The organism is Mesorhizobium sp. B2-4-14, assembly GCF_006442155.1.
Classification (GTDB): Bacteria; Pseudomonadota; Alphaproteobacteria; order Rhizobiales; family Rhizobiaceae; genus Mesorhizobium.
On the sequence record NZ_VFVA01000002.1, the window covers coordinates 144,052 to 162,932 of the forward strand.

General features: G+C 62.2%; 17 protein-coding genes. 16 read left to right on the plus strand and 1 reads right to left on the minus strand.

The genetic code is table 11. The annotated features are described in order from the left end of the window. Positions 1-16 precede the first annotated feature (16 nt). From puuE to FJ938_RS02445, 16 genes are all read left to right on the plus strand, one after another. Positions 17-1,435, plus strand: coding sequence for an allantoinase PuuE (gene puuE / locus FJ938_RS02370; RefSeq protein WP_140690799.1), 1,419 nt, complete (start codon positions 17-19; stop codon positions 1,433-1,435). 10 nt (positions 1,436-1,445) lie between these two features. Continuing rightward, complete coding sequence (locus tag FJ938_RS02375) at positions 1,446-2,309, plus strand: bifunctional allantoicase/(S)-ureidoglycine aminohydrolase (protein WP_140690801.1); 864 nt, start codon at positions 1,446-1,448, stop codon at positions 2,307-2,309. Continuing rightward, positions 2,306-2,812: an ureidoglycolate lyase gene (locus tag FJ938_RS02380; protein ID WP_140690804.1), complete on the plus strand. Its 507-nt coding sequence runs from the start codon at positions 2,306-2,308 to the stop codon at positions 2,810-2,812. The genes FJ938_RS02375 and FJ938_RS02380 overlap by 4 nt, the downstream gene beginning before the upstream one ends. After that, entirely contained in the window at positions 2,809-3,402 is a 594-nt protein-coding gene (locus FJ938_RS02385) for a nucleoside deaminase (RefSeq protein ID WP_140690806.1), read from the plus strand. The genes FJ938_RS02380 and FJ938_RS02385 overlap by 4 nt, the downstream gene beginning before the upstream one ends. Positions 3,403-3,546: 144 nt before the next feature. After that, positions 3,547-3,771: a type II toxin-antitoxin system MqsR family toxin gene (locus FJ938_RS02390; RefSeq protein WP_246673142.1), complete on the plus strand. Its 225-nt coding sequence runs from the start codon at positions 3,547-3,549 to the stop codon at positions 3,769-3,771. Continuing rightward, positions 3,768-4,193, plus strand: coding sequence for a type II toxin-antitoxin system MqsA family antitoxin (locus tag FJ938_RS02395; RefSeq protein WP_246673143.1), 426 nt, complete (start codon positions 3,768-3,770; stop codon positions 4,191-4,193). The genes FJ938_RS02390 and FJ938_RS02395 overlap by 4 nt, the downstream gene beginning before the upstream one ends. Positions 4,194-4,272: 79 nt before the next feature. Continuing rightward, positions 4,273-6,258: a CocE/NonD family hydrolase gene (locus tag FJ938_RS02400; RefSeq protein WP_140690808.1), complete on the plus strand. Its 1,986-nt coding sequence runs from the start codon at positions 4,273-4,275 to the stop codon at positions 6,256-6,258. 154 nt (positions 6,259-6,412) lie between these two features. Further along, entirely contained in the window at positions 6,413-7,999 is a 1,587-nt protein-coding gene (locus FJ938_RS02405) for an ABC transporter substrate-binding protein (protein WP_140606716.1), read from the plus strand. Between the two features lie 16 nt (positions 8,000-8,015). Continuing rightward, complete coding sequence (locus tag FJ938_RS02410; protein ID WP_140606715.1) at positions 8,016-8,975, plus strand: ABC transporter permease; 960 nt, start codon at positions 8,016-8,018, stop codon at positions 8,973-8,975. A gap of 9 nt (positions 8,976-8,984) precedes the next feature. After that, positions 8,985-9,809, plus strand: a complete 825-nt coding sequence (locus FJ938_RS02415; RefSeq protein WP_140606714.1) for an ABC transporter permease — start codon at positions 8,985-8,987, stop codon at positions 9,807-9,809. Next, entirely contained in the window at positions 9,809-11,464 is a 1,656-nt protein-coding gene (locus FJ938_RS02420; RefSeq protein ID WP_140606713.1) for an ABC transporter ATP-binding protein, read from the plus strand. The genes FJ938_RS02415 and FJ938_RS02420 overlap by 1 nt, the downstream gene beginning before the upstream one ends. Positions 11,465-11,577: 113 nt before the next feature. Next, positions 11,578-13,164, plus strand: a complete 1,587-nt coding sequence (locus FJ938_RS02425) for an ABC transporter substrate-binding protein (protein WP_140606712.1) — start codon at positions 11,578-11,580, stop codon at positions 13,162-13,164. A gap of 81 nt (positions 13,165-13,245) precedes the next feature. Beyond that, positions 13,246-14,085 (plus strand): alkaline phosphatase family protein, encoded by an 840-nt coding sequence (locus tag FJ938_RS02430; RefSeq protein ID WP_140690810.1) that lies wholly within the window; start codon positions 13,246-13,248, stop codon positions 14,083-14,085. 261 nt (positions 14,086-14,346) lie between these two features. Further along, positions 14,347-14,913: a sigma-70 family RNA polymerase sigma factor gene (locus tag FJ938_RS02435; protein ID WP_140690811.1), complete on the plus strand. Its 567-nt coding sequence runs from the start codon at positions 14,347-14,349 to the stop codon at positions 14,911-14,913. Continuing rightward, entirely contained in the window at positions 14,910-15,578 is a 669-nt protein-coding gene (locus tag FJ938_RS02440) for an anti-sigma factor (protein ID WP_140606709.1), read from the plus strand. The genes FJ938_RS02435 and FJ938_RS02440 overlap by 4 nt, the downstream gene beginning before the upstream one ends. Before the next feature lie 127 nt (positions 15,579-15,705). Next, complete coding sequence (locus FJ938_RS02445; RefSeq protein WP_246673144.1) at positions 15,706-17,100, plus strand: S8 family serine peptidase; 1,395 nt, start codon at positions 15,706-15,708, stop codon at positions 17,098-17,100. A gap of 640 nt (positions 17,101-17,740) precedes the next feature. Here FJ938_RS02445 and FJ938_RS02450 read toward each other — a convergent pair. Beyond that, positions 17,741-18,841, minus strand: a complete 1,101-nt coding sequence (locus tag FJ938_RS02450) for a DUF262 domain-containing protein (RefSeq protein WP_140690813.1) — start codon at positions 18,839-18,841, stop codon at positions 17,741-17,743. Between the last annotated feature and the right edge of the window lie 40 nt (positions 18,842-18,881).

Sequence of the window (18,881 nt, forward strand, 5' to 3'; positions counted from 1 at the left end):
GCCGGCGGGAGGGACGATGCGTTACACCAGGGACATGCGCGGCTATGGAGCCAATCCGCCGGATCCGAAATGGCCTGGCGGTGCCCATGTCGCCGTGCAGTTCGTCGTCAACTACGAAGAGGGCGGCGAGAACTGCGTTCTGCATGGGGATAAGGCCTCGGAAGCCTTCCTATCGGAGATCGTCGGCGCCGCGCCGTGGCTCGGCCAGCGCCACTGGAACATGGAATCGATCTACGAATATGGCGCCCGCGCCGGCTTCTGGCGGCTGCTTCGGCTGTTTAGCGAGGCCGAGGTCCCCGTGACCTGCTATGGCGTAGCCACAGCGCTCGCCCGCTCGCCGGACCAGGTTACGGCCATGCAGGAAGCCGGCTGGGAAGTCGCCTCGCATGGGCTGAGATGGATCGACTACCGCGACCACAGCGCCGAAGACGAGCGCCGCGACCTCGAAGCGGCGATCAAACTGCATTATGAGGTGACCGGCCAGCGCCCGACCGGCTGGTATACGGGCCGCACATCCGTCAACACGGTGCGCCTGGTGGCTGAAGAAGGCGGCTTCGACTATGTGTCGGACACCTATGACGACGAGCTGCCCTACTGGTTCGAGCACGAGGGCGGCACGCAGCTCATCATCCCCTATACGCTCGACGCCAACGACATGCGCTTCGCCACGCCGCAGGGCTTCAATTCAGGCGACCAGTTCTATGCCTATCTGAAGGACAGTTTCGACACGCTCTATGCCGAGGGCAAGGCCGGGCGGCCGCGCATGATGAATATCGGCCTGCACTGCCGCCTCGTCGGGCGGCCGGGCCGGGTAGCGGCGCTGAAGCGTTTCGTCGACTATGTGAAATCGCACGACAAGGTCTGGCTGGCGCGGCGCGTCGACATCGCCCGCCATTGGCAAGAGAACCATCCCTACAGGCCGGCGGCACTCAGACCATCGAAGATGGAGTTTGAAACATTCGTGCACGCCTTTGGCGGCGTGTTCGAGCATTCGCCCTGGATCGCGGAGCGGGCCTATGAGCTGGAGCTCGGTCCGGCGCACGATACATCAGGCGGCCTGCACAATGCGCTCTGCCGCATCTTCCGTGCCGCCAGCGAGACCGAGCGGCTCGGCGTGCTCAACGCCCATCCCCACCTTGCCGGCAAATTGGCCAAGGCCAAGCGGCTGACGGCGGAATCGACCCGGGAGCAGGCGTCGGCCGGCCTCGACGCGCTGACCGACAAGGAACGCGAGCTGTTCTCCAAGCTCAACGCCGCTTATGTCACCACCTTCGGCTTCCCCTTCATTATCGCGGTGAAGGGCAAGACCAAGGAGGAAATCCTGGCGGAGTTCGAGGCACGCATCGGCAACAGCCGCAGCGTGGAATTCGAGACCGCCTGCAAACAGGTCGAGCGCATCGCACTGCTCCGCCTCAGGGATATGCTGCCGCAATAGGTTTGAACCCATGGATACGATCAGGATGCCCGAGCGCACCTACTACGCACCGCATGGCGGCCATTCCGGCCAGACCGAGCTTTTGACCGGCCGCGCCGTCTTCACCGAGGCCTATGCCGTCATCCCCAAGGGCGTGATGCAGGACATCGTCACCAGCGCCTTGCCATTCTGGGACAAGACCCGCGTCTGGATATTATCGCGGCCGCTGTCCGGTTTTGCCGAGACGTTTTCGCAATACATTGTCGAGGTCGCGCCCGGCGGCGGCAGCGACAGGCCCGAGCCCGATGCCGGCGCCGAGGGCGCCCTGTTCGTGGTCGAGGGCGAACTGACGGTTCTGCTCGCCGGCAAGAAGCATAGCTTAAGGCCCGGCGGCTTTGCCTTCCTGCCGCCAGCCAGCGGCTGGACCGTTCGCAACGAGGCCAAGGCTGCCGCTCGTTTCCACTGGATTCGCAAGGCTTACGAGGCGGTCGACGGTCTCGACACGCCGGAAGCTTTCTTCACCAACGAGCAGGAGATCGCGCCGACGCCGATGCCCGGTACCGAAGGCCGCTGGGCAACGACGCGCTTCGTCGACCCCGCCGATTTGCGCCACGACATGCACATGACGATCGTGACGCTCGAGCCCGGCGCCGTCATTCCGTTCGCCGAGACGCATGTGATGGAGCACGGCCTCTACGTACTCGAAGGCAAGGCCGTCTATCGCCTCAACCAGAACTGGGTCGAGGTCGAGGCCGGCGACTATATGTGGCTGCGCGCTTTCTGTCCGCAGGCCTGTTATGCCGGTGGCCCCGGCAAATTCCGCTATCTGCTCTACAAGGACGTCAACCGGCACGCCAAGCTCGGCGGGGCGGGTATCGGCGGGCGCGCGCGGTGACCCGCATCACGGCTCGACCGTTGACCCGCGAGGCCTTTGCCGAGTTCGGCGACGTCATCGATATGGGCGGCGACAACCACTATCCGATCAATGGCGGCAAGGCCGAGCGCTACCATGATCTGGCGACCGCCGAGGCGACAGGGCCGAATGCCCGCGTGCTGATCTCGATGGTGCGCGGCACGCCTTACGAGATGCCGCTGAAACTGAGCATGGTGGAGCGCCATCCCTTCGGCAGCCAGGCCTTCATTCCGCTGTCGCCACGCCCATTCCTCGTCGTCGTCTGTCATGACGGCAAGGAAGGGCCGGGCGAGCCGCACGCCTTCCTCACCGCGCCAGGACAAGGCATCAACTATTCCCGCAATCTCTGGCATGGCGTGCTGACGCCGATCGGCGAGCCTCAGGATTTCCTGATCGTCGACCGTGGCGGCGACGGCTCCAACCTCGAGGAATTCCATTTCTCGCACGCCTATGAGATCCATCTCCCCGACGAGACCCAGTCATGACCGAGATTTCGCTGATCGACCGCCTGCTCGACGTCATCGAGCACGACATCGTGCCGAAGACGGCGGATGGCGTCGCCCATGGCAACAAGCTGTTCGGCGCGGCGATCCTGCGGAAAGCCGACCACTCGCTGGTGCTGGCCGAAACCAACAATGAGATGGAAAACCCGCTTTGGCACGGCGAGGTGCATTGCCTGAAGCGCTTTTATGAGATGCCCAAGGCCGAGCGCGTCGACACCAAGGACGCCATTTTCCTCGCCACGCACGAGCCCTGCTCGCTCTGCCTGTCGGCGATCACCTGGACCGGCTTCGACAATTTCTACTACCTGTTCAGCCACGAGGATTCGCGCGACAGTTTCGCCATCCCGCACGATCTCAAGATTCTGAAAGAGGTCTTCACCCTCGATCCGGGCGGCTACAATGCCGAGAACGCCTACTGGAAGAGCTTTTCCATACGCAGGCTGGTGCGGGCGTTGCCCGAGGCCGAACGCCAACGGCTGGAGACGCGCATCGGGAAAATCTCGGCGCGCTACGACGAGCTGTCGGATGCCTACCAGGCAAGCAAGGCCGAGAACGACATTCCGCTGAATTGAAGGTTGCGGAATTTCGCTGATTATCATCTCTTGAATTGCCCCCTTTATGGGGGCATATTGCGCCATGGAAAAGCGCAGGCCTACTTATGATCTTGATGCGATCAAGACGACATTTGGGTCTGTCGATACGCTGGCAATTACAACATGGCGCTGCGCGACGCTATTGGCCTCGGTTTCGATCGCGCGGGCGTGGTCGAGGTGATCGGCAGCATGACGCGAAAGATGTTCGTAAAGTCGATGACTACCTTCGCGGATCATCGGGTCTGGCAGGATGTCTATCATGTCCCGTCACGCGACCTGATCCTCTACGTGAAATTCCAGGCAGATGTCGTGACCGAATTCATGATCATGTCGTTCAAGGAGAAATGACCATGGCGACGAGAGAAAGCAGTGAAACGAATACGATGATCTCTCCCGAAACCGGAGAAACGTTGATGCGCGGAGTGCGTCCATTCACCGTGACCTATAAGGGCGAAAGCATGATCGTCGACCTGCCAGGTTACTATCCGGCATCGGGCGGCGAAGGCGTGCATGTCGGAGACGACATGATCCCTGTCGACGCGGCTCTGCGCGTCCTCAAGGAAAAGATCGACGGTGTCCCCGCCCCTGCAACCATCCGTCGTGTCCGCACGAAACTCAAACTGTCGCAGCGCGAGGCGGGATCTCTGTTCAAGGTTGGCGAAAACGCCTTCGACAAATATGAACGCGGTTTGATCGAGCCGAGTGGCCCGACCATTCAACTAATGACCCTGCTTGAAAGGCACCCCGAACTGCTGGACGAATTGCGGTAACGGCACAGGTCGCATAATTCGCTGCTCCAGTCGCGAATCGCGATTGAAAGTTGCGGCGCAACGGGGCGTTATGCGCGCCATGAAAATCGTCACCGAATTTCCCCGCAAGGTCGTCGAATTTCCCGACATGGGCATCGTCATGCCGGATGGCTGCCGGCTGTCGGCGCGTGTGTGGATGCCGGAAGATGCCGGCGACGATCCGGTGCCGGCAATCCTCGAACATCTGCCCTACCGCAAGCGCGACGGCACGATCTTTCGCGATCAGCTGACGCATCCCTATTTTGCCGGCCACGGCTATGCCTCGATCCGCGTCGACATGCGCGGCAATGGCGATTCCGAAGGGCTGATGGATGACGAATACTCCGAGCAGGAATTGCAGGACGCCTGCGATGTCATCGCCTGGGCGGCGGCACAGCCCTGGTGCAACGGCAATGTCGGCATGATGGGCATCTCCTGGGGTGGCTTCAACTGCCTGCAGGTGGCCGCCAAGCAGCCTCCGGCGCTGAAGGCGGTGATCAGCCTGTGCTCGACCGTCGACCGTTATGCCGACGACATCCATTACAAGGGCGGCTGCCTGCTGATCGAGAATTTCGGCTGGGCCTCGACGATGCTTTCCTATTCGTCGCGGCCGCCGGATCCGCTGATTGCCGGTGGCAACCGCTGGCGCGACCTGTGGCTCAGCCGGCTGGAGAACCAGCCTTTCCTGCTGCCCCTGTGGCTCAGCCACCAGCACCGCGACGCCTACTGGAAACGCGGTTCGATCTGCGAGGATTTCTCGGCGGTCAAGGCGGCCGTGCTGTCGATCGGCGGCTGGCATGACGGCTATCGCAACACGATCTCGCATCTCGTCACCAACATCGAAGCTCCGGTCAAGGGCATCGTCGGCCCCTGGATCCACAAATACCCGCATTATGCCGGGCCGAAGCCGGCCATCGGCTTCCTGCAGGAAGCGCTGCGCTGGTGGGACCATTGGCTGAAGGGTTCAGAGACCGGCGTCGAGGCCGATCCGGCCTACCGTGCCTATGTGATGGACAGCGTGCGCCCGGCACGCTGGCATCCCGAGAGGCCAGGCCGCTGGGTGGCGGAGAAGCAATGGCCGTCGCCAGCCATCAAGGCGCATTCGATCGAGCTGATCCCCGTTGGCGGCAGGCCGGCCATAGTCGCCTCGCCGCAAAGCTGCGGGCTCGCCGGCGGCGAGTATTTTCCGTTCACCTTCGGCCCGGAACTGCCGGGCGACCAGCGCCTCGACGATGCGCTGTCGGTGTGTTTCGACCAGCCGGAACTTACCGAGGCCATCGACATTGTCGGCGCGCCTGAAGTTCGGGTCACGCTCGCTTCCGACCGCCCGCAGGCCAATATTGCGATCCGGCTGTGCGACGTGCATCCCGACGGCGCTTCGGAATTGATCTCCTATGGCGTGCTCAATCTGACGCACCGCAACTCGCACGAATTCCCCGAAGCGTTGGTGCCGGGCGAAACCGCGTCGGCGCGCGTGGTGCTCGACCAGTGCGCCTACCGGGTGCCGGCCGGCCACCGCCTGCGCATCGCGGTGTCGAACGCCTATTGGCCCGCCATCTGGCCCTCGCCGGAGCCGGTCCAGCTAACCTTGTCGGCCGCCGCGCTATCCCTGCCGCTGCGCCCGCTGGCGGCGGGCGACGAAGCAACGTTCGCCGAGCCTGAAGGCGCTACACCCTGGGCGACCGAGACGGTTCGGCCCGCCAATTCCGAGCGCCATGTCGATCGCGACGAAAAGACCGGAATTGTCACGCTTTCGATAATGGACGACTTCGGCGAAGTCCGTGATCTCGACCATGGCCTGGCCAATGGCAGCATTGTGCGCGAGACCTGGGCGATCCATCCTGACAATCCTTTGTCAGCCTCGGGCAAGACGCATTGGACGCAGACCCTGTCGCGAAATGGATGGTCGGTGCGCACCGAGACATGGGCGGAGATGCGATCGGACGCTGAAAATTTCATCGTCAGCGCCAGAATCGAAGCCTACGAGGGTGAAAGACTCGTCTTCGAGCGCAATTTCGAGGAAAAGGTCCCGCGCGCACTGGTTTGAACGCCGAACCTGTTGGTCCAAAAGCGACGTGCGATTTACGCCACGGCATGTCGCATTCGGTCTTGCTTACCGCTTTCTCTTGCGGTCATTATTCCCTTTAACAAGAAGCAAGAAAATCGACCGCAGAGTCGAACCAACAGAGTGAGGAACTCAAATGTCAAACGAACTGGAATTCCTTAGCCGGCGCGTCGCGTCCGGCAAACTGAGCCGTCGTGATTTTCTCGGGCGGGCAGCCGCGCTCGGCATCGCCGCCCCCTTCGCCAACGCACTGCTTTCCAGCGCCGCGCGCGCGGCAGGTCCGGTCAAGGGCGGCACGCTGAAGGCCGGCCTGGTCGGCGGTGAATCCACCAACAGTCTCGATCCGGCGCTGATGATGACGCAGGTGCCGTTCGCGTTCGGCAAGTGCTGGGGCGAAATGATCGTCGAGCTGTCGCCTGAGGGTAAGCTCGAGAACCGCATCGCCGAGGAGATCGGCTCGTCCAAGGACGCCAAGGTGTGGACGCTGAAGATCCGCGACGGCGTCGAGTTTCACAACGGCAAGACCGTGACCGCCGAGGACGTCGCCGCCACGCTCGAGCGCCATTCGGACGAAAAGTCGAAATCCGGCGCGCTCGGCTACATGAAGGGCATCCAGACCATCAAAGCCAATGGCAAGGAAGTGGTGCTGACGCTCAAGGAAGCCAACGCCGACCTTCCTTACCTGCTCAGCGACTATCACCTGATCGTCCAGCCCAATGGCGGCAAGGACAAGCCCGATGCCGGCATCTCGGCCGGCCCTTATGTGGTCAAGACCAACGAGCCCGGTGTGCGCCATGGCGGCGAGCGCTTCGCCAACTACTGGCAGGGCGACAAGATGGGCCACGCAGACCAGATCGAGGTCATCGTCATCAACGACGCGACGGCGCGCACGGCGGCCCTGCAAGGCGGCCAGGTCAACATGATCAACCGCGTCGAGCCGAAGATCGTCGACCTGATCAAGCGCGTGCCGGGCGTGACCATCCGCAACCATGCCGGTCCGGGCCACTACGTGTTCATCATGCATTGCAACACGGCGCCGTTCGACAACAATGACCTGCGCATGGCGCTGAAGCTCGCCATCGACCGCGAAGAAATGCTGACCAAGGTGCTGCGCGGCTATGGCTCGCTCGGCAACGACTTCCCGATCAACGCGTCCTATCCGCTGTTCACCGAAATCGAGCAGCGCAAGTACGATCCCGACAAGGCCAAGTTCCACTACAAGAAGTCCGGTCATGACGGCACGGTGTTGCTGAGGACCTCGGACGTCGCCTTCCCCGGCGCCGTCGATGCGTCCCAGCTTTTCCAGCAGAGCGCGGCCAAGGCCGGCATCAAGATCGAGCTCAAGCGCGAGCCCGGGGATGGTTACTGGAACGAAGTCTGGAACAAGCAGCCGTTCTGCGCCTCCTATTGGGGCGGCCGCTCGACCCAGGACCAGATGTACTCGACCGCCTATCTGTCGACCGCCGACTGGAACGACACGCGTTTCATGCGCCCGGACTTCGACAAGATGGTTCTCGCCGCACGCGCCGAGCTGGACGAGGCCAAGCGCAAGCAGATGTACCACGATATGGCTGTCATGGTGCGCGACGAAGGCGGCCTCATCCTGCCGATGTTCAACCAGTTCATCGACGCCACCGGTGCCAAGGTCGATGGCTGGGTGGACGATCCGCACCAGGAACTGATGAACGGCTACGCCTTGGCGAAGTGCTGGCTGCAGGCCTGAGCCCGGCTTTGCAGAGATGTCGTCGCCCGTTGTGAAACTAATTGCCCAGCGCATCGCGCTGGGCATCCTCCTTCTGTTGGCCATATCGGTCCTGATTTTCGCCGGCACGCAGATCCTGCCCGGCGACGTCGCGCAAGCCATACTCGGACAGTCGGCGACGCCGGAGTCGCTCGCCAATCTACGCGAGCAGCTCGGGCTCAACGACCCGGCCTATATCAGGTATTTCCGCTGGCTTGGCGGCGTGCTCACAGGCGACCTCGGCACGGCCATGTCGAGCGGGCAAGATATTGCCACCTCGATCAAGGACCGGCTGTGGAACACGCTGTTCCTGGCCTTCTGGGCGGCGATCGTGGCTGTGCCGCTGGCGATCATCCTGGGTCTGATCGCGGTGCGCTACCGCAATGGCTGGGTCGACAAGTTGATCTCCGGGCTGGCGCTCGCCTCGACCTCCTTCCCGGAATTCTTCGTCGGTTATCTCCTGGTCTATTTCTTCGCCGTGAAATGGCAGGTCTTCCCCGCCATCTCGACCGTCTATGACGGCATGCCCCTTGGCGAGCGGATGCAGGCGATCGCGCTGCCTGCGACAGCACTGACGCTGGTGGTGCTTGCCCACATGATGCGCATGACCCGCGCGGCGATCCTCAACGTCATGCAGTCGGCCTATGTCGAAACGGCGGAGCTCAAGGGGCTTTCGGCCTTCGCCGTCATCCGCAAGCACGCTTTCCCGAACGCGATCGCGCCGATCATCAATGTCGTCATGCTCAACCTCGCCTATCTCATCGTCGGCGTCGTCGTGGTCGAGGTGATCTTCGTCTATCCCGGCATGGGGCAGTATCTGGTCGATCACGTCACCAAGCGCGACGTGCCCGTGGTGCAGGCGGTCGGCCTGATCTTCGCCGCCGTCTACATCAGCCTCAACATCATCGCGGACATTGCGGCGATCGTCGCCAATCCGCGTCTTAGACATCCAAAGTGAGGGGCGGGCATGCTTGACATAAAACGCATCCCCATCCCCGCCCTGATCGGCCTGGTGCTGACCGCCCTGTTCGTGCTGGCGGCGATCTTGGCACCGTGGATTTCGCCGCACGACAATGCCGAGATCGTCGGTGACGTCTGGGAACCGATGTCGGCTGTGCATTGGCTGGGTACCGACAATCTCGGTCGCGACCTGTTGTCCCGCATGATCTACGGCGCCCGCATCACCTTGTTCATCGCCGTTCTCGCCACCGCGCTGTCGTTCTCGCTCGGTGCCATACTGGGCTTCTCGGCGGCGGTGTTCGGCGGCTGGTTCGATACCATCCTGTCGCGCCTCGTCGACCTCTTGATGTCGATCCCGACGCTGATCATGGGCTTGGTCGTGCTCTCTGTTCTGCCAACGAACCTGGTGACGCTGATCCTGGTCATGGGCATTCTCGACTCGACCCGCGTCTATCGCCTGTCGCGCGCGGTTGCCGTCGACATCAACGTCATGGATTACGTCGAGGCAGCGAAGCTGCGCGGCGAAGGCAGCACCTGGATCATCTTCCGCGAAATCCTGCCAAACGCGCTGTCGCCGCTGGTCTCCGAACTCGGCCTGCGCTTCATCTACGCGGTGCTGTTCCTGTCGACGCTGTCCTTCCTCGGCCTTGGCGTGCAACCGCCTGACGCCGACTGGGGCGGCATGGTCAAGGAGAACAAGGACGGCATCGTCTTCGGCATAGCCGCGGCGCTCATTCCGGCGGCTGCCATTGCAGCCCTTGCCATCTCGGTCAACCTTGTCGCCGACTGGATTCTCAACCGCACGACAAGCCTGAAGGGAGGACGCGGGTGATGGCAGACAGCAAAGCGAAACCCGGCGTGCTGCTCGATATCCGTAACCTGCGCATCGAGGCGATGGTATACCCGCCCGGCGAGGCGCCAAGGAACATCGTGCTGGTGCATGATGTCTCGCTGACGCTCGAGAAGGGCAAGGTGCTCGGCCTGATCGGCGAGTCCGGTGCTGGCAAATCGACCATCGGCCTGTCGTCGATGGGTTATGGCCGTGGCGGCGTGCGCATCACCGGCGGCGAAGTCATTCTCAATGGCCGCGACATCCTGAAAGGCGGCAAGGAAGGTTTCCGCAAGCTGCGCGGCCGCGAGGTCTGCTATGTCGCGCAATCGGCGGCGGCGGCTTTCAATCCGGCGCACAGGCTGATGGATCAGGTGGTGGAAGCAACGCTGCTGCACGGCACGGCGACACGGGCCGAGGCCGAGAAGCGGGCCATCGCGCTGTTCAAGAAGCTCAGTCTGCCCAATCCCGAAACCATCGGCGAACGCTTTCCGCACCAGGTCTCGGGCGGCCAGTTGCAGCGTGTGATGACGGCGATGGCGCTGTGCTCGGAGCCGGACCTGATCGTCTTCGACGAACCGACGACGGCGCTCGACGTGACGACGCAGATCGACGTGTTGTCGGCGATCAAGGATGCCATCCGCGACACCCATGTGGCGGCGCTCTACATCACCCACGACCTTGCCGTGGTCGCCCAGGTCTCCGACGAGATCATGGTGCTGCGCCATGGCCGGCTCGTCGAATGGGGCGGCACCCGCCAGATCATCAAGGAACCGCGCCAGGAATACACCAACGCCCTGGTCTCGGTGCATGAGATCGAACATGCCGAGCAGAACCCTGGCGCCACGCCGTTCCTGTCGGTCAAGAACGTCACCGCCGCCTATGGCGGCGGCCACGTCAAGGTATTGAAGAACGTCTCGGTGGATATCTATCCCGGCCAGACGCTGGCCGTGGTTGGCGAATCCGGCTCCGGCAAGTCAACGCTGGCGCGCGCCATCACCGGGCTTTTGCCCCCTGAGCAAGGCACGGTCACCTTCGATGGACGCCCGCTGGCCAACCGGCTTGCCGACCGCCCGAAGGAGGATTTGCGCCAGCTGCAGATGATCTACCAGATGGCCGACGTGGCGATGAACCCGCGCCAGACCGTCGGCACCATCATCGGCCGGCCGCTCGAATTCTATTTCGGCATGCGCGGCAGGGAGCGCGACAGGCGTGTAGCCGAGCTGCTCGACGAAATCGAGATGGGCAAGGGCTTTGTCGACCGCTATCCGGCCGAGCTTTCCGGCGGCCAGAAGCAGCGCGTCTGCATCGCCCGCTCGCTGGCCGCCAAGCCCAAGCTGATCATCTGCGACGAGGTAACGTCCGCACTCGACCCGCTGGTGGCACACGGCATCCTCAAACTGCTCTTGAACCTGCAGCAGCACGAAAAGGTCGCCTATCTGTTCATCACCCACGATCTGGCGACGGTGAAGTCGATCGCCGATTCGATCGCGGTCATGTATCGCGGCGAGGTGGTGCGCTACGGCTCGAAGAGCAAGGTGCTGACACCGCCTTTCGACGCCTATACCGACCTTTTGCTGTCGTCGGTTCCGGAAATGGAGATCGGCTGGCTGGAGAAGGCGATCAAGGGGCGGCGCATGGAAAGTGCGGGGAATTAGCGATCGGCCGAATCAGGGACGGCAGCCGTCATCCAGATGCAACACAAGAACGCCACCGTCCTTCGGACGGGCGTCGCCTGTGTGACGTTGTTTTTTTCAAGAAGGGGTACGACATGAAGACTGAACTCGACCATCTCGCTGAACTCGCCGGCCGGGGCCGGATATCGCGTCGCGACTTTCTTGGCCGCACCGCGGCACTGGGCGTATCGGCGGCGCTGGCAACGACGCTGGCCGGGAAAGCCTTCGCACAGACGCCGGTCAAGGGCGGCATCCTCAAGGCCGGCCTGCAGGGCGGCGAATCGACCAACAGCCTCGATCCGGCGCTGAACCTCAGCCAGGTCACCTACAGCTTTGGCAAGCAGTGGGGCGAATATCTTGTCAGGCTGATGCCGGACAATAGCCTGACGCACCTGATCGCCGAGGAGATCGGCGCGTCCAAGGACGCCAAGACCTGGACGATCAAGGTGCGCGACGGCATCGAATTCCACAATGGCAAGACCGTTGCCGCCGAAGACGTCGCCGCCACGCTCGAGCGCCACGCCGACGAGAAATCGAAGTCGGGCGCGCTCGGCGTCCTCAAGAACATCAAGGGCATCAAGGCCAGCGGCAAGGAAGTCATCGTCACGCTCGGCGACGCCGACGCCGATTTCCCCTATCTGATGGCCGACTACCACCTCGTCATCCAGCCGAATGGCGGCAAAGACAACCCCAACGCGGGCATCGGCGCCGGTCCCTACAAGGTCACGGTCAACCAGCCCGGCGTGCGGCATGGCGGCGAGCGCTTCGCCAATTACTGGCGTGGCGACAAAGCGGGTCATGCCGACCAGATCGAGATCGTCGTCATCAACGACGCCACGGCCAGGCTGGCGGCGCTGCAGGGCGGCCAGGTCCACATGATCAACCGTATCGAGCCGAAGGTCGTCGACCTGGTCAAGCGCATTCCCGGCGTCAGCATCGAGAACGTGTCGGGCCGGGGCTATTACCCGTTCAACATGTTTTGCGACACGGCACCCTTCGACAACAATGATCTGAGGATGGCGCTGAAGCTCGCCATCGACCGCGACGAAATGCTTGAGAAGATCCTGCGCGGCTACGGCTCAGTCGGCAACGACTTCCCGATCAACGAGGCCTATCCCCTGTTTACCGCCATCGAACAGCGCAAGTTCGACCCGGAGAAGGCCGCGGCAGCCTACAAGAAGTCGGGTCACAGCGGCTCCATCCTGCTGCGCACCTCCGACGTCGCCTTCCCCGGCGCCGTCGACGCGGCCCAACTCTACCAGCAGTCCTGCGCCAAGGCGGGCATCAAGATCGAGATCAAGCGCGAGCCGGGAGACGGCTATTGGTCGGAAGTCTGGAACAAGCAGCCCTTCTCGCTCTCCTACTGGGGCGGGCGGCCGACGCAGGACCAGATGTATTCCACCGGCTATGTCTCGACCGCCGACTGGAACGACACACGCTTCAAGCGGCCGGAATTCGACAAGATGCTGTTTGCGGCGCGCGGCGAACTCGACCAGGACAAGCGCAAGGCGATCTACCACGACATGGCCGTCCTGATGCGCGACGAAGGCGGGCTGATCGTGCCATTCTTCAACCAGTTCATCGACGCGGCCGCGACCAGCAAGATCAGCGGCTGGGTGAAGAACCCGATCGGTGAAATGATGGACGGCTATGCGCTTGGCGAGTGCTGGCTGAACGCCTGATATCTCCCTGGGACTGAATAGCGCCGCGTGTTCAAACGACACGCGGCGCACGCTTTTTCGCCGAATTGCATGGAGGAGTTGATGGCACTCAAGTCCAAACTCTTGCTGATCATCCTCGACGGCGTGCCCTACCGGAACTGGCGCCGGCTGATGGGCAATCTCGAAGGTTGGGTGCAGTCCGGCGAGGCGCAAGTGTGGAAAATGCGTTCCGTGCTGCCGTCGACCTCCGCCTGTTGCTACGCTTCGATCCACACCGGGGTGTCGCCACAGGTGCACGGTATCCTGTCCAACGAGAACCGGTTCCGGGTCGAGCAGCCCGACATCTTCTGCGAAGTCAGCAAGGCCGGAGGCAAGACCGGCGCGGTCACCCACTCCTACTGGTCGGAATTCTTCCGTTCCTATCCATTCGATCTCGTCGAGGACATGGAATATGACGAGCCCGGCGGGCCGATCACGCATGGCCGCTTCCACACAATGACCGGCTACAACGCCCGCAACCAGATGACGCCGAGCGACGTCGACCTGTTCGCGACGCTGACCATGCTGACCAAACGCCACGGCATCGACTATGGCATCCTGCACACCTGCACGCTGGATTCTATGGGCCACCGTTTCGGCCATGACTGCCACGAGATGGACCATGCCTGCTACGCCATGGACGGCATGCTGGCGGCCTTCCTGCCGGGCTGGATCGCGGCCGGCTACGAGGTCATGGTTACCGCCGATCACGGTCAAACGGATCGCGGCCATCATGGCGGCCGTGATGATGAGATGCAGGATTTCGCGCTGTATTATTTCGGCGCCGGCAAGGGACCGGAGGCAGATGTACTGCTCGACCAGTTGCAGTTGGCGCCGACGGTGTTGAGCCGGCTCGGGGTGCCGGTGCCGGCGACGATGAAGGCGAAACCGTTTTTGGTGTGAGTGGGCAGCCGTGACGTTGGAGCCCCCTCCCCCCATTCCGGGTAGGGGTGAGGGGCAGCGTAAACGTCGAATATGATCACTCCAACGCTCGTGCTGCCCCTCATCCGCCTGCCGGCACCTTCTCCCCGTGGAACGGGGAGAAGGGATACTCTGGCAACCTTCCCGCTCTTCGGTTAGCCTCCGCGAATTCCTTGGCGGAGGATGAACCTTTTTGGGCTGTTCAGCGACAGAGCAGGCAGGAGCCAGGCGGCTCGACCGGCCATGACGGCGGCGACGGAGACCGATCGCGCGCTTGTCGACCGGGTCGCGAAGGGCGACCGGGCCGCCGTGCGGCTCCTGTTCATGCGTCACCACGCGCGGATCTACCGCTTCGTGGCGCGCCAGACGGGATCGGAGATGATGGCTGACGATATCGCGAACGAAGTGTTCCTTGAATTGTGGCGCCAGGCGCCGGGTTTCGAAGGACGCTCCGAAGTCTCGACGTGGCTGCTCGGCATCGCCCGGTTCAAGGCGCTGTCGCTGCTGCGCAAGAAGAAGGAAGACTGGATCGACGATGAGGCCGCAGCCGCGGTGCCCGACAGTGCCGACACGCCGGAAGTCGTCACCATGAAGGAAGACAAGGCCGCCGCCTTGCGGCGTTTCATCGACGCCTTGCCCGAAGAACACCGCACGGTGATCGACCTCGCCTATTTTCATGGACAGTCGGTGACCGAGATCGGCGAGGTGCTCGGCATCCCGGGGGCGACCGTCAAGACCCGGATGTTCTACGCCCGCAAGAAACTCGGCGAGGCCCTCAAGGCCGCCGGTTACGACAGGGGGTGGCCATGAGCGCCGCTGAAAAGATGTCGCGCCGCGACGAAATGGAAACGCTGCTGCCGTTCTATCTGAACGGCTCGCTGGAAGGGGCGGAACTGGAGGCCGTCGAGGAATGGCTGGCCAGCGATCCGGCCGCTCTTGCCGCCCTTGGCGAGGCCGAGGCCGAATTCTCGGGCACATCAGCCGCCAATGAAGCGATCCGCCCGCCCGCCGACGCGCTCAGCCGCTTCGCCAAGACGCTCGAGGCAGAGGCAGGACCGGCGCGGATGCCGGCCGGCTCGTCCTGGCTGGCGCAGGCCTGGGGCCGCTTCATGGCGGTGCCCGCCGGTGTCGCCTGGGCGGCGGCGGCGGTCCTGCTGGCGCTGATCGTGGTGCAGTCGCTGGTGCAGCCCGGCGGCAAAGGCAAGGATTTCGAGATTGCCGGCGCCGAGGACGATCTGGCGAAGATGCCGTTCGCGCTGGTCAAGTTCAAGCCGGATGCGAAGATGTCCGACGTTTCCAGCTTCCTCGGCGGCAAAGGGCTGAAGATCATCGGCGGACCGACCGCCGACGGCGTGTTCCGGCTCGCCATTCCCGCAGCCAACACGGCCGACTACACCAAGGAGCTCGGCCTTATTGCCGCCCAGCCTTTCACCGAGACTGTGATCGAGGGAAGGAAACCGGCTGATGGCGGCTGAGGCGGTCATTCGATTTGCGGCGATCCTGGAGCGGTTCACCGTTTCACCGAAACGTCGATCCGCTCCATCCGCTTTCCTTTTCGCAATTCCGGACGGAAAACCACTACGCACTTTTGCTGGAATTGCTTTGGCGGCGGCGGCGACAATCGCGGCCGTGCCTGCCTCGGCGCAGACCAGCGGGACCAATCCGGACGGCACGAAAATCGACTGTCGCAACGGGGCCAACGCGGCCGGTGCCGATTGCGCCAAGGACGGCAATGGCGCCAAGAACAGGGCCGGCGACGCGGGTCCTGGTCAGGCGGTCTTTCTTCCCGCCCTGATCGTCGATCTTTTTCCCAACCCTGCGCCGGTGCCGGCCCCACGGCCGCAGCCGGCGACGCCGCCGGCCAACAACCAGGCCGGTCCGCCGCCGAGCGGGCCGATCGTGTCGCCGACCGATCTCATCGCCGTTCAGCCGCCGCGCGCCGTCGCCGGTGACTTCGTGCCCGACGAGGTGCTGGTGACGGTCGATGGCGATGCCGGCGCCGTGCAGCAGATCGCCGCCTCCTTTGGCCTCGAAGTGCGCTCGCAGCGCCAGTCCCGGCTGCTCGGCACCACTCTGGTCCGCTTCGGCATTCCTGACGGCCGCCCCGTCGGCGTGGTATTGGCACAGCTTGCCGCCGACGGCCGCACGCAGCGGCGCGAACCCAACCACATCTACTCGCTGCAGCAGGCGGCCGGCATCGTAAACTATGCCTTTGACCGCATCGCGCTCGATTCCAGACAGGCCAGCGGCGAGAACGTCCGTGTCGCGGTGATCGATACCGGCATCGACGACAGCAATCCTGCGCTGGCCGGCGTCATCGCCGCGCAATTCGATGCCATGCCCGATGTGCCGATCGAAAAGCGCGACCATGGCACCTCGGTCGACGGGCTGATCGCCGGTGTCGGCGCGCTGGAGGGCATGGCACCGGGCGCCCGCATCTATCACGCCCGCGCCTTCGAAGGCGGCAAGTCGACGATGGACGTCATCCTGTCAGCGCTCGACTGGGCTGCCGAGCAGAACGTCAGCATCATCAACATGAGCTTCGTCGGCCCGAAGAACGACCTGCTCGGCACCGCCTGCCGCAATGCGTGGGCGCTCGGCATGGTGCTGGTCGCCGCCGCCGGCAACAACGGGCCGAAAGCGCCCTATGGCTATCCGGCCGCCTTCGACGGCGTCATCGCGGTGACCGCTACCGACGCCAAGGACGCGCTGATGCCGCAGGCCAATCGCGGCGCCTACGTCTTCATCTCGGCGCCGGGCGTCGAGATGGTGGCGCCGAGCGGCGCCGGTTCGGACGTGGTTACCGGCACGTCATTTGCCGCCGCGATCGTCTCCGGCGCAATCGCCAACCTGATCCATGCCGCGCCCGACCGCTCGGCCGACAACATCGAGAAGGCGCTCGCCACGACTGCCAGGGATCTCGGCCCCAAGGGGCGCGACAACGACTTCGGCTATGGGCTGCTGGATATCAAGGGAGCTGAGGCGGCTAAGGAGTAGTGTGCTGCTTTTAGGAATCCCGGCTAAATCCTTGCCAGCATTGCGAACTGGAATCGGTCGGCAATTAGTATGAGTAGCGAAGACGTGAAATTGATGTGAGCCTCCACATCCATAGTTGTGAGGTCGGGAGAGTCTCCATGAGCGACCGCATGCCGCCAACCGACCAGTTCCTTGTCTAGTCGATTTCGGACCTTTTGCATTGTGGATAGATCGAAGAAGGCCGTAGTTTTCAGACAGCCTCGCGAAGTCCAAATTGGAACGAGCTTCGACGATTTTGCCATCAACCGAGTCGAACCCACAGTCGATGCGGGCTTGCAGATTCTTGACGAAAGCCTGGCGCGAATCGAGCGAATGGTTTCTGTCTCGCATGCTTTCAAAATCCGCATGAAACGCGCTGACCAAAAGCATCCAGTCCTGGTCCCGAACCCTACCGCCTTTCTCAACTAAAAATTTCAGGTAAGCGCGCACACATTCATTGTAGACACCCTCCCAATTGGCATAGGCGAGCACGACAACCGCCTTGGACGCAACGCCGTAGACATCATTGCCCGCGAGTCGGCCGAATGATCTCTTGACCTCGGAGAGTTCCTTCGCTCGTCGCACCCTTGCAGCGTCGATCTCATCAAAGAAGTCGTCCAGTTTAGGCATTCGGGCTGAACCATTGCTCCCCAAATGGAATGGTTCGTTGTAATCTTACGGTCCCGCGTAGCCCGGATGCGCTCATGTCAGCGACCTCCGGCCGTTGCCAGAAGCGCTGGATTCTTTCGGCAACAAACTGGTCTGGATGTCCATGATTCATAATTGCAACCTTGTTCCGACCGATCCCCACCGCAATGGCTTCAAGCGCCCGCAAAGAGAACCGATTGGCGATGCCTTCACCGGCATCTTGCGGCGGGATCAACGCTCCGTTGCCAAGCACTCTATGGAGGGTCTCCACTGTCCAAGTGATCGTTTGCATAACTTCTACGCGATCCTTCCCGGCCAATATGTCAACAATCGTAGCATCAAGGAATTCTTGCACGTCTAAGCTGCGGTCGTAGTCAGCAAACGTATGCACGATTAGCCGCACTATGTATTCCACATCACGTTGCGTGCCCTTTTGTTCATTGGTAATTTGGAAAATGCCCTTAACATCATCCCGCTGCGCGAATGTGCGTATCGCCTGAGTGAACTCGGCATTGGCCAAGACCATGGAACAAGTCCTAACCTCTTGCTCGTTGGCATAAGCACCGCCTCGGTTGAGGCGCTGAAAGAGATCGAACTTGGTCTTTGGATCGCTGGGATGCTTGAGAATCTGGAAATCCACTCGAGCTCTTCGGAAGAACAATTGCAATGCCTTATCGAGCGGCACCTCGTTATCTTCCTTATGCTCCCAAACCATCCCTTCAAGCGATGGCAAATACTTGGTCTTTTGAAGTTTGGATCGACGACTTTCACCGGAGTCGACATCCTTCAACACGCCCATGAACTCGAGGAGAGTGGAAATTCGCTGAAGGCCATCAATCAATTCCCACGTACCATCCTCATTTTCATACACAAACACCGGCGGCACCGGGATCCCGATTAATATTGACTCGACAAAATTAGATTTTCTCTCGTTAGTCCATCGAAACAATCTCTGCAAATCTGGTAGAATATTTAATTCTTTTGAAGTGTACATATTACCCACTTCTCCGATTGTAATCTGAACAGTGTCTGTATTCACTGCACGCTTTGCGTCGTCAATTTCTTCTTTAAGCATTCGAGTCCCCACTATTCTTAGTCCAAGGGTCTTAGGCGAA

Bases quoted from the DNA above. Each gene is read 5' to 3' on its own strand.
- FJ938_RS02395 (WP_246673143.1), top strand. From the start codon at position 3,768: ATGACCATGGCGACGAGAGAAAGCAGTGAAACGAATACGATGATCTCT.
- FJ938_RS02390 (WP_246673142.1), top strand. From the start codon at position 3,547: ATGGCGCTGCGCGACGCTATTGGCCTCGGTTTCGATCGCGCGGGCGTG.
- FJ938_RS02435 (WP_140690811.1), top strand. From the start codon at position 14,347: ATGACGGCGGCGACGGAGACCGATCGCGCGCTTGTCGACCGGGTCGCG.
- FJ938_RS02430 (WP_140690810.1), top strand. From the start codon at position 13,246: ATGGCACTCAAGTCCAAACTCTTGCTGATCATCCTCGACGGCGTGCCC.
- FJ938_RS02410 (WP_140606715.1), top strand. From the start codon at position 8,016: ATGTCGTCGCCCGTTGTGAAACTAATTGCCCAGCGCATCGCGCTGGGC.
- FJ938_RS02405 (WP_140606716.1), top strand. From the start codon at position 6,413: ATGTCAAACGAACTGGAATTCCTTAGCCGGCGCGTCGCGTCCGGCAAA.
- FJ938_RS02425 (WP_140606712.1), top strand. From the start codon at position 11,578: ATGAAGACTGAACTCGACCATCTCGCTGAACTCGCCGGCCGGGGCCGG.
- FJ938_RS02450 (WP_140690813.1), bottom strand. From the start codon at position 18,841: ATGCTTAAAGAAGAAATTGACGACGCAAAGCGTGCAGTGAATACAGAC.
- FJ938_RS02420 (WP_140606713.1), top strand. From the start codon at position 9,809: ATGGCAGACAGCAAAGCGAAACCCGGCGTGCTGCTCGATATCCGTAAC.
- FJ938_RS02440 (WP_140606709.1), top strand. From the start codon at position 14,910: ATGAGCGCCGCTGAAAAGATGTCGCGCCGCGACGAAATGGAAACGCTG.
- puuE (WP_140690799.1), top strand. From the start codon at position 17: ATGCGTTACACCAGGGACATGCGCGGCTATGGAGCCAATCCGCCGGAT.
- FJ938_RS02385 (WP_140690806.1), top strand. From the start codon at position 2,809: ATGACCGAGATTTCGCTGATCGACCGCCTGCTCGACGTCATCGAGCAC.
- FJ938_RS02400 (WP_140690808.1), top strand. From the start codon at position 4,273: ATGAAAATCGTCACCGAATTTCCCCGCAAGGTCGTCGAATTTCCCGAC.
- FJ938_RS02375 (WP_140690801.1), top strand. From the start codon at position 1,446: ATGGATACGATCAGGATGCCCGAGCGCACCTACTACGCACCGCATGGC.
- FJ938_RS02415 (WP_140606714.1), top strand. From the start codon at position 8,985: ATGCTTGACATAAAACGCATCCCCATCCCCGCCCTGATCGGCCTGGTG.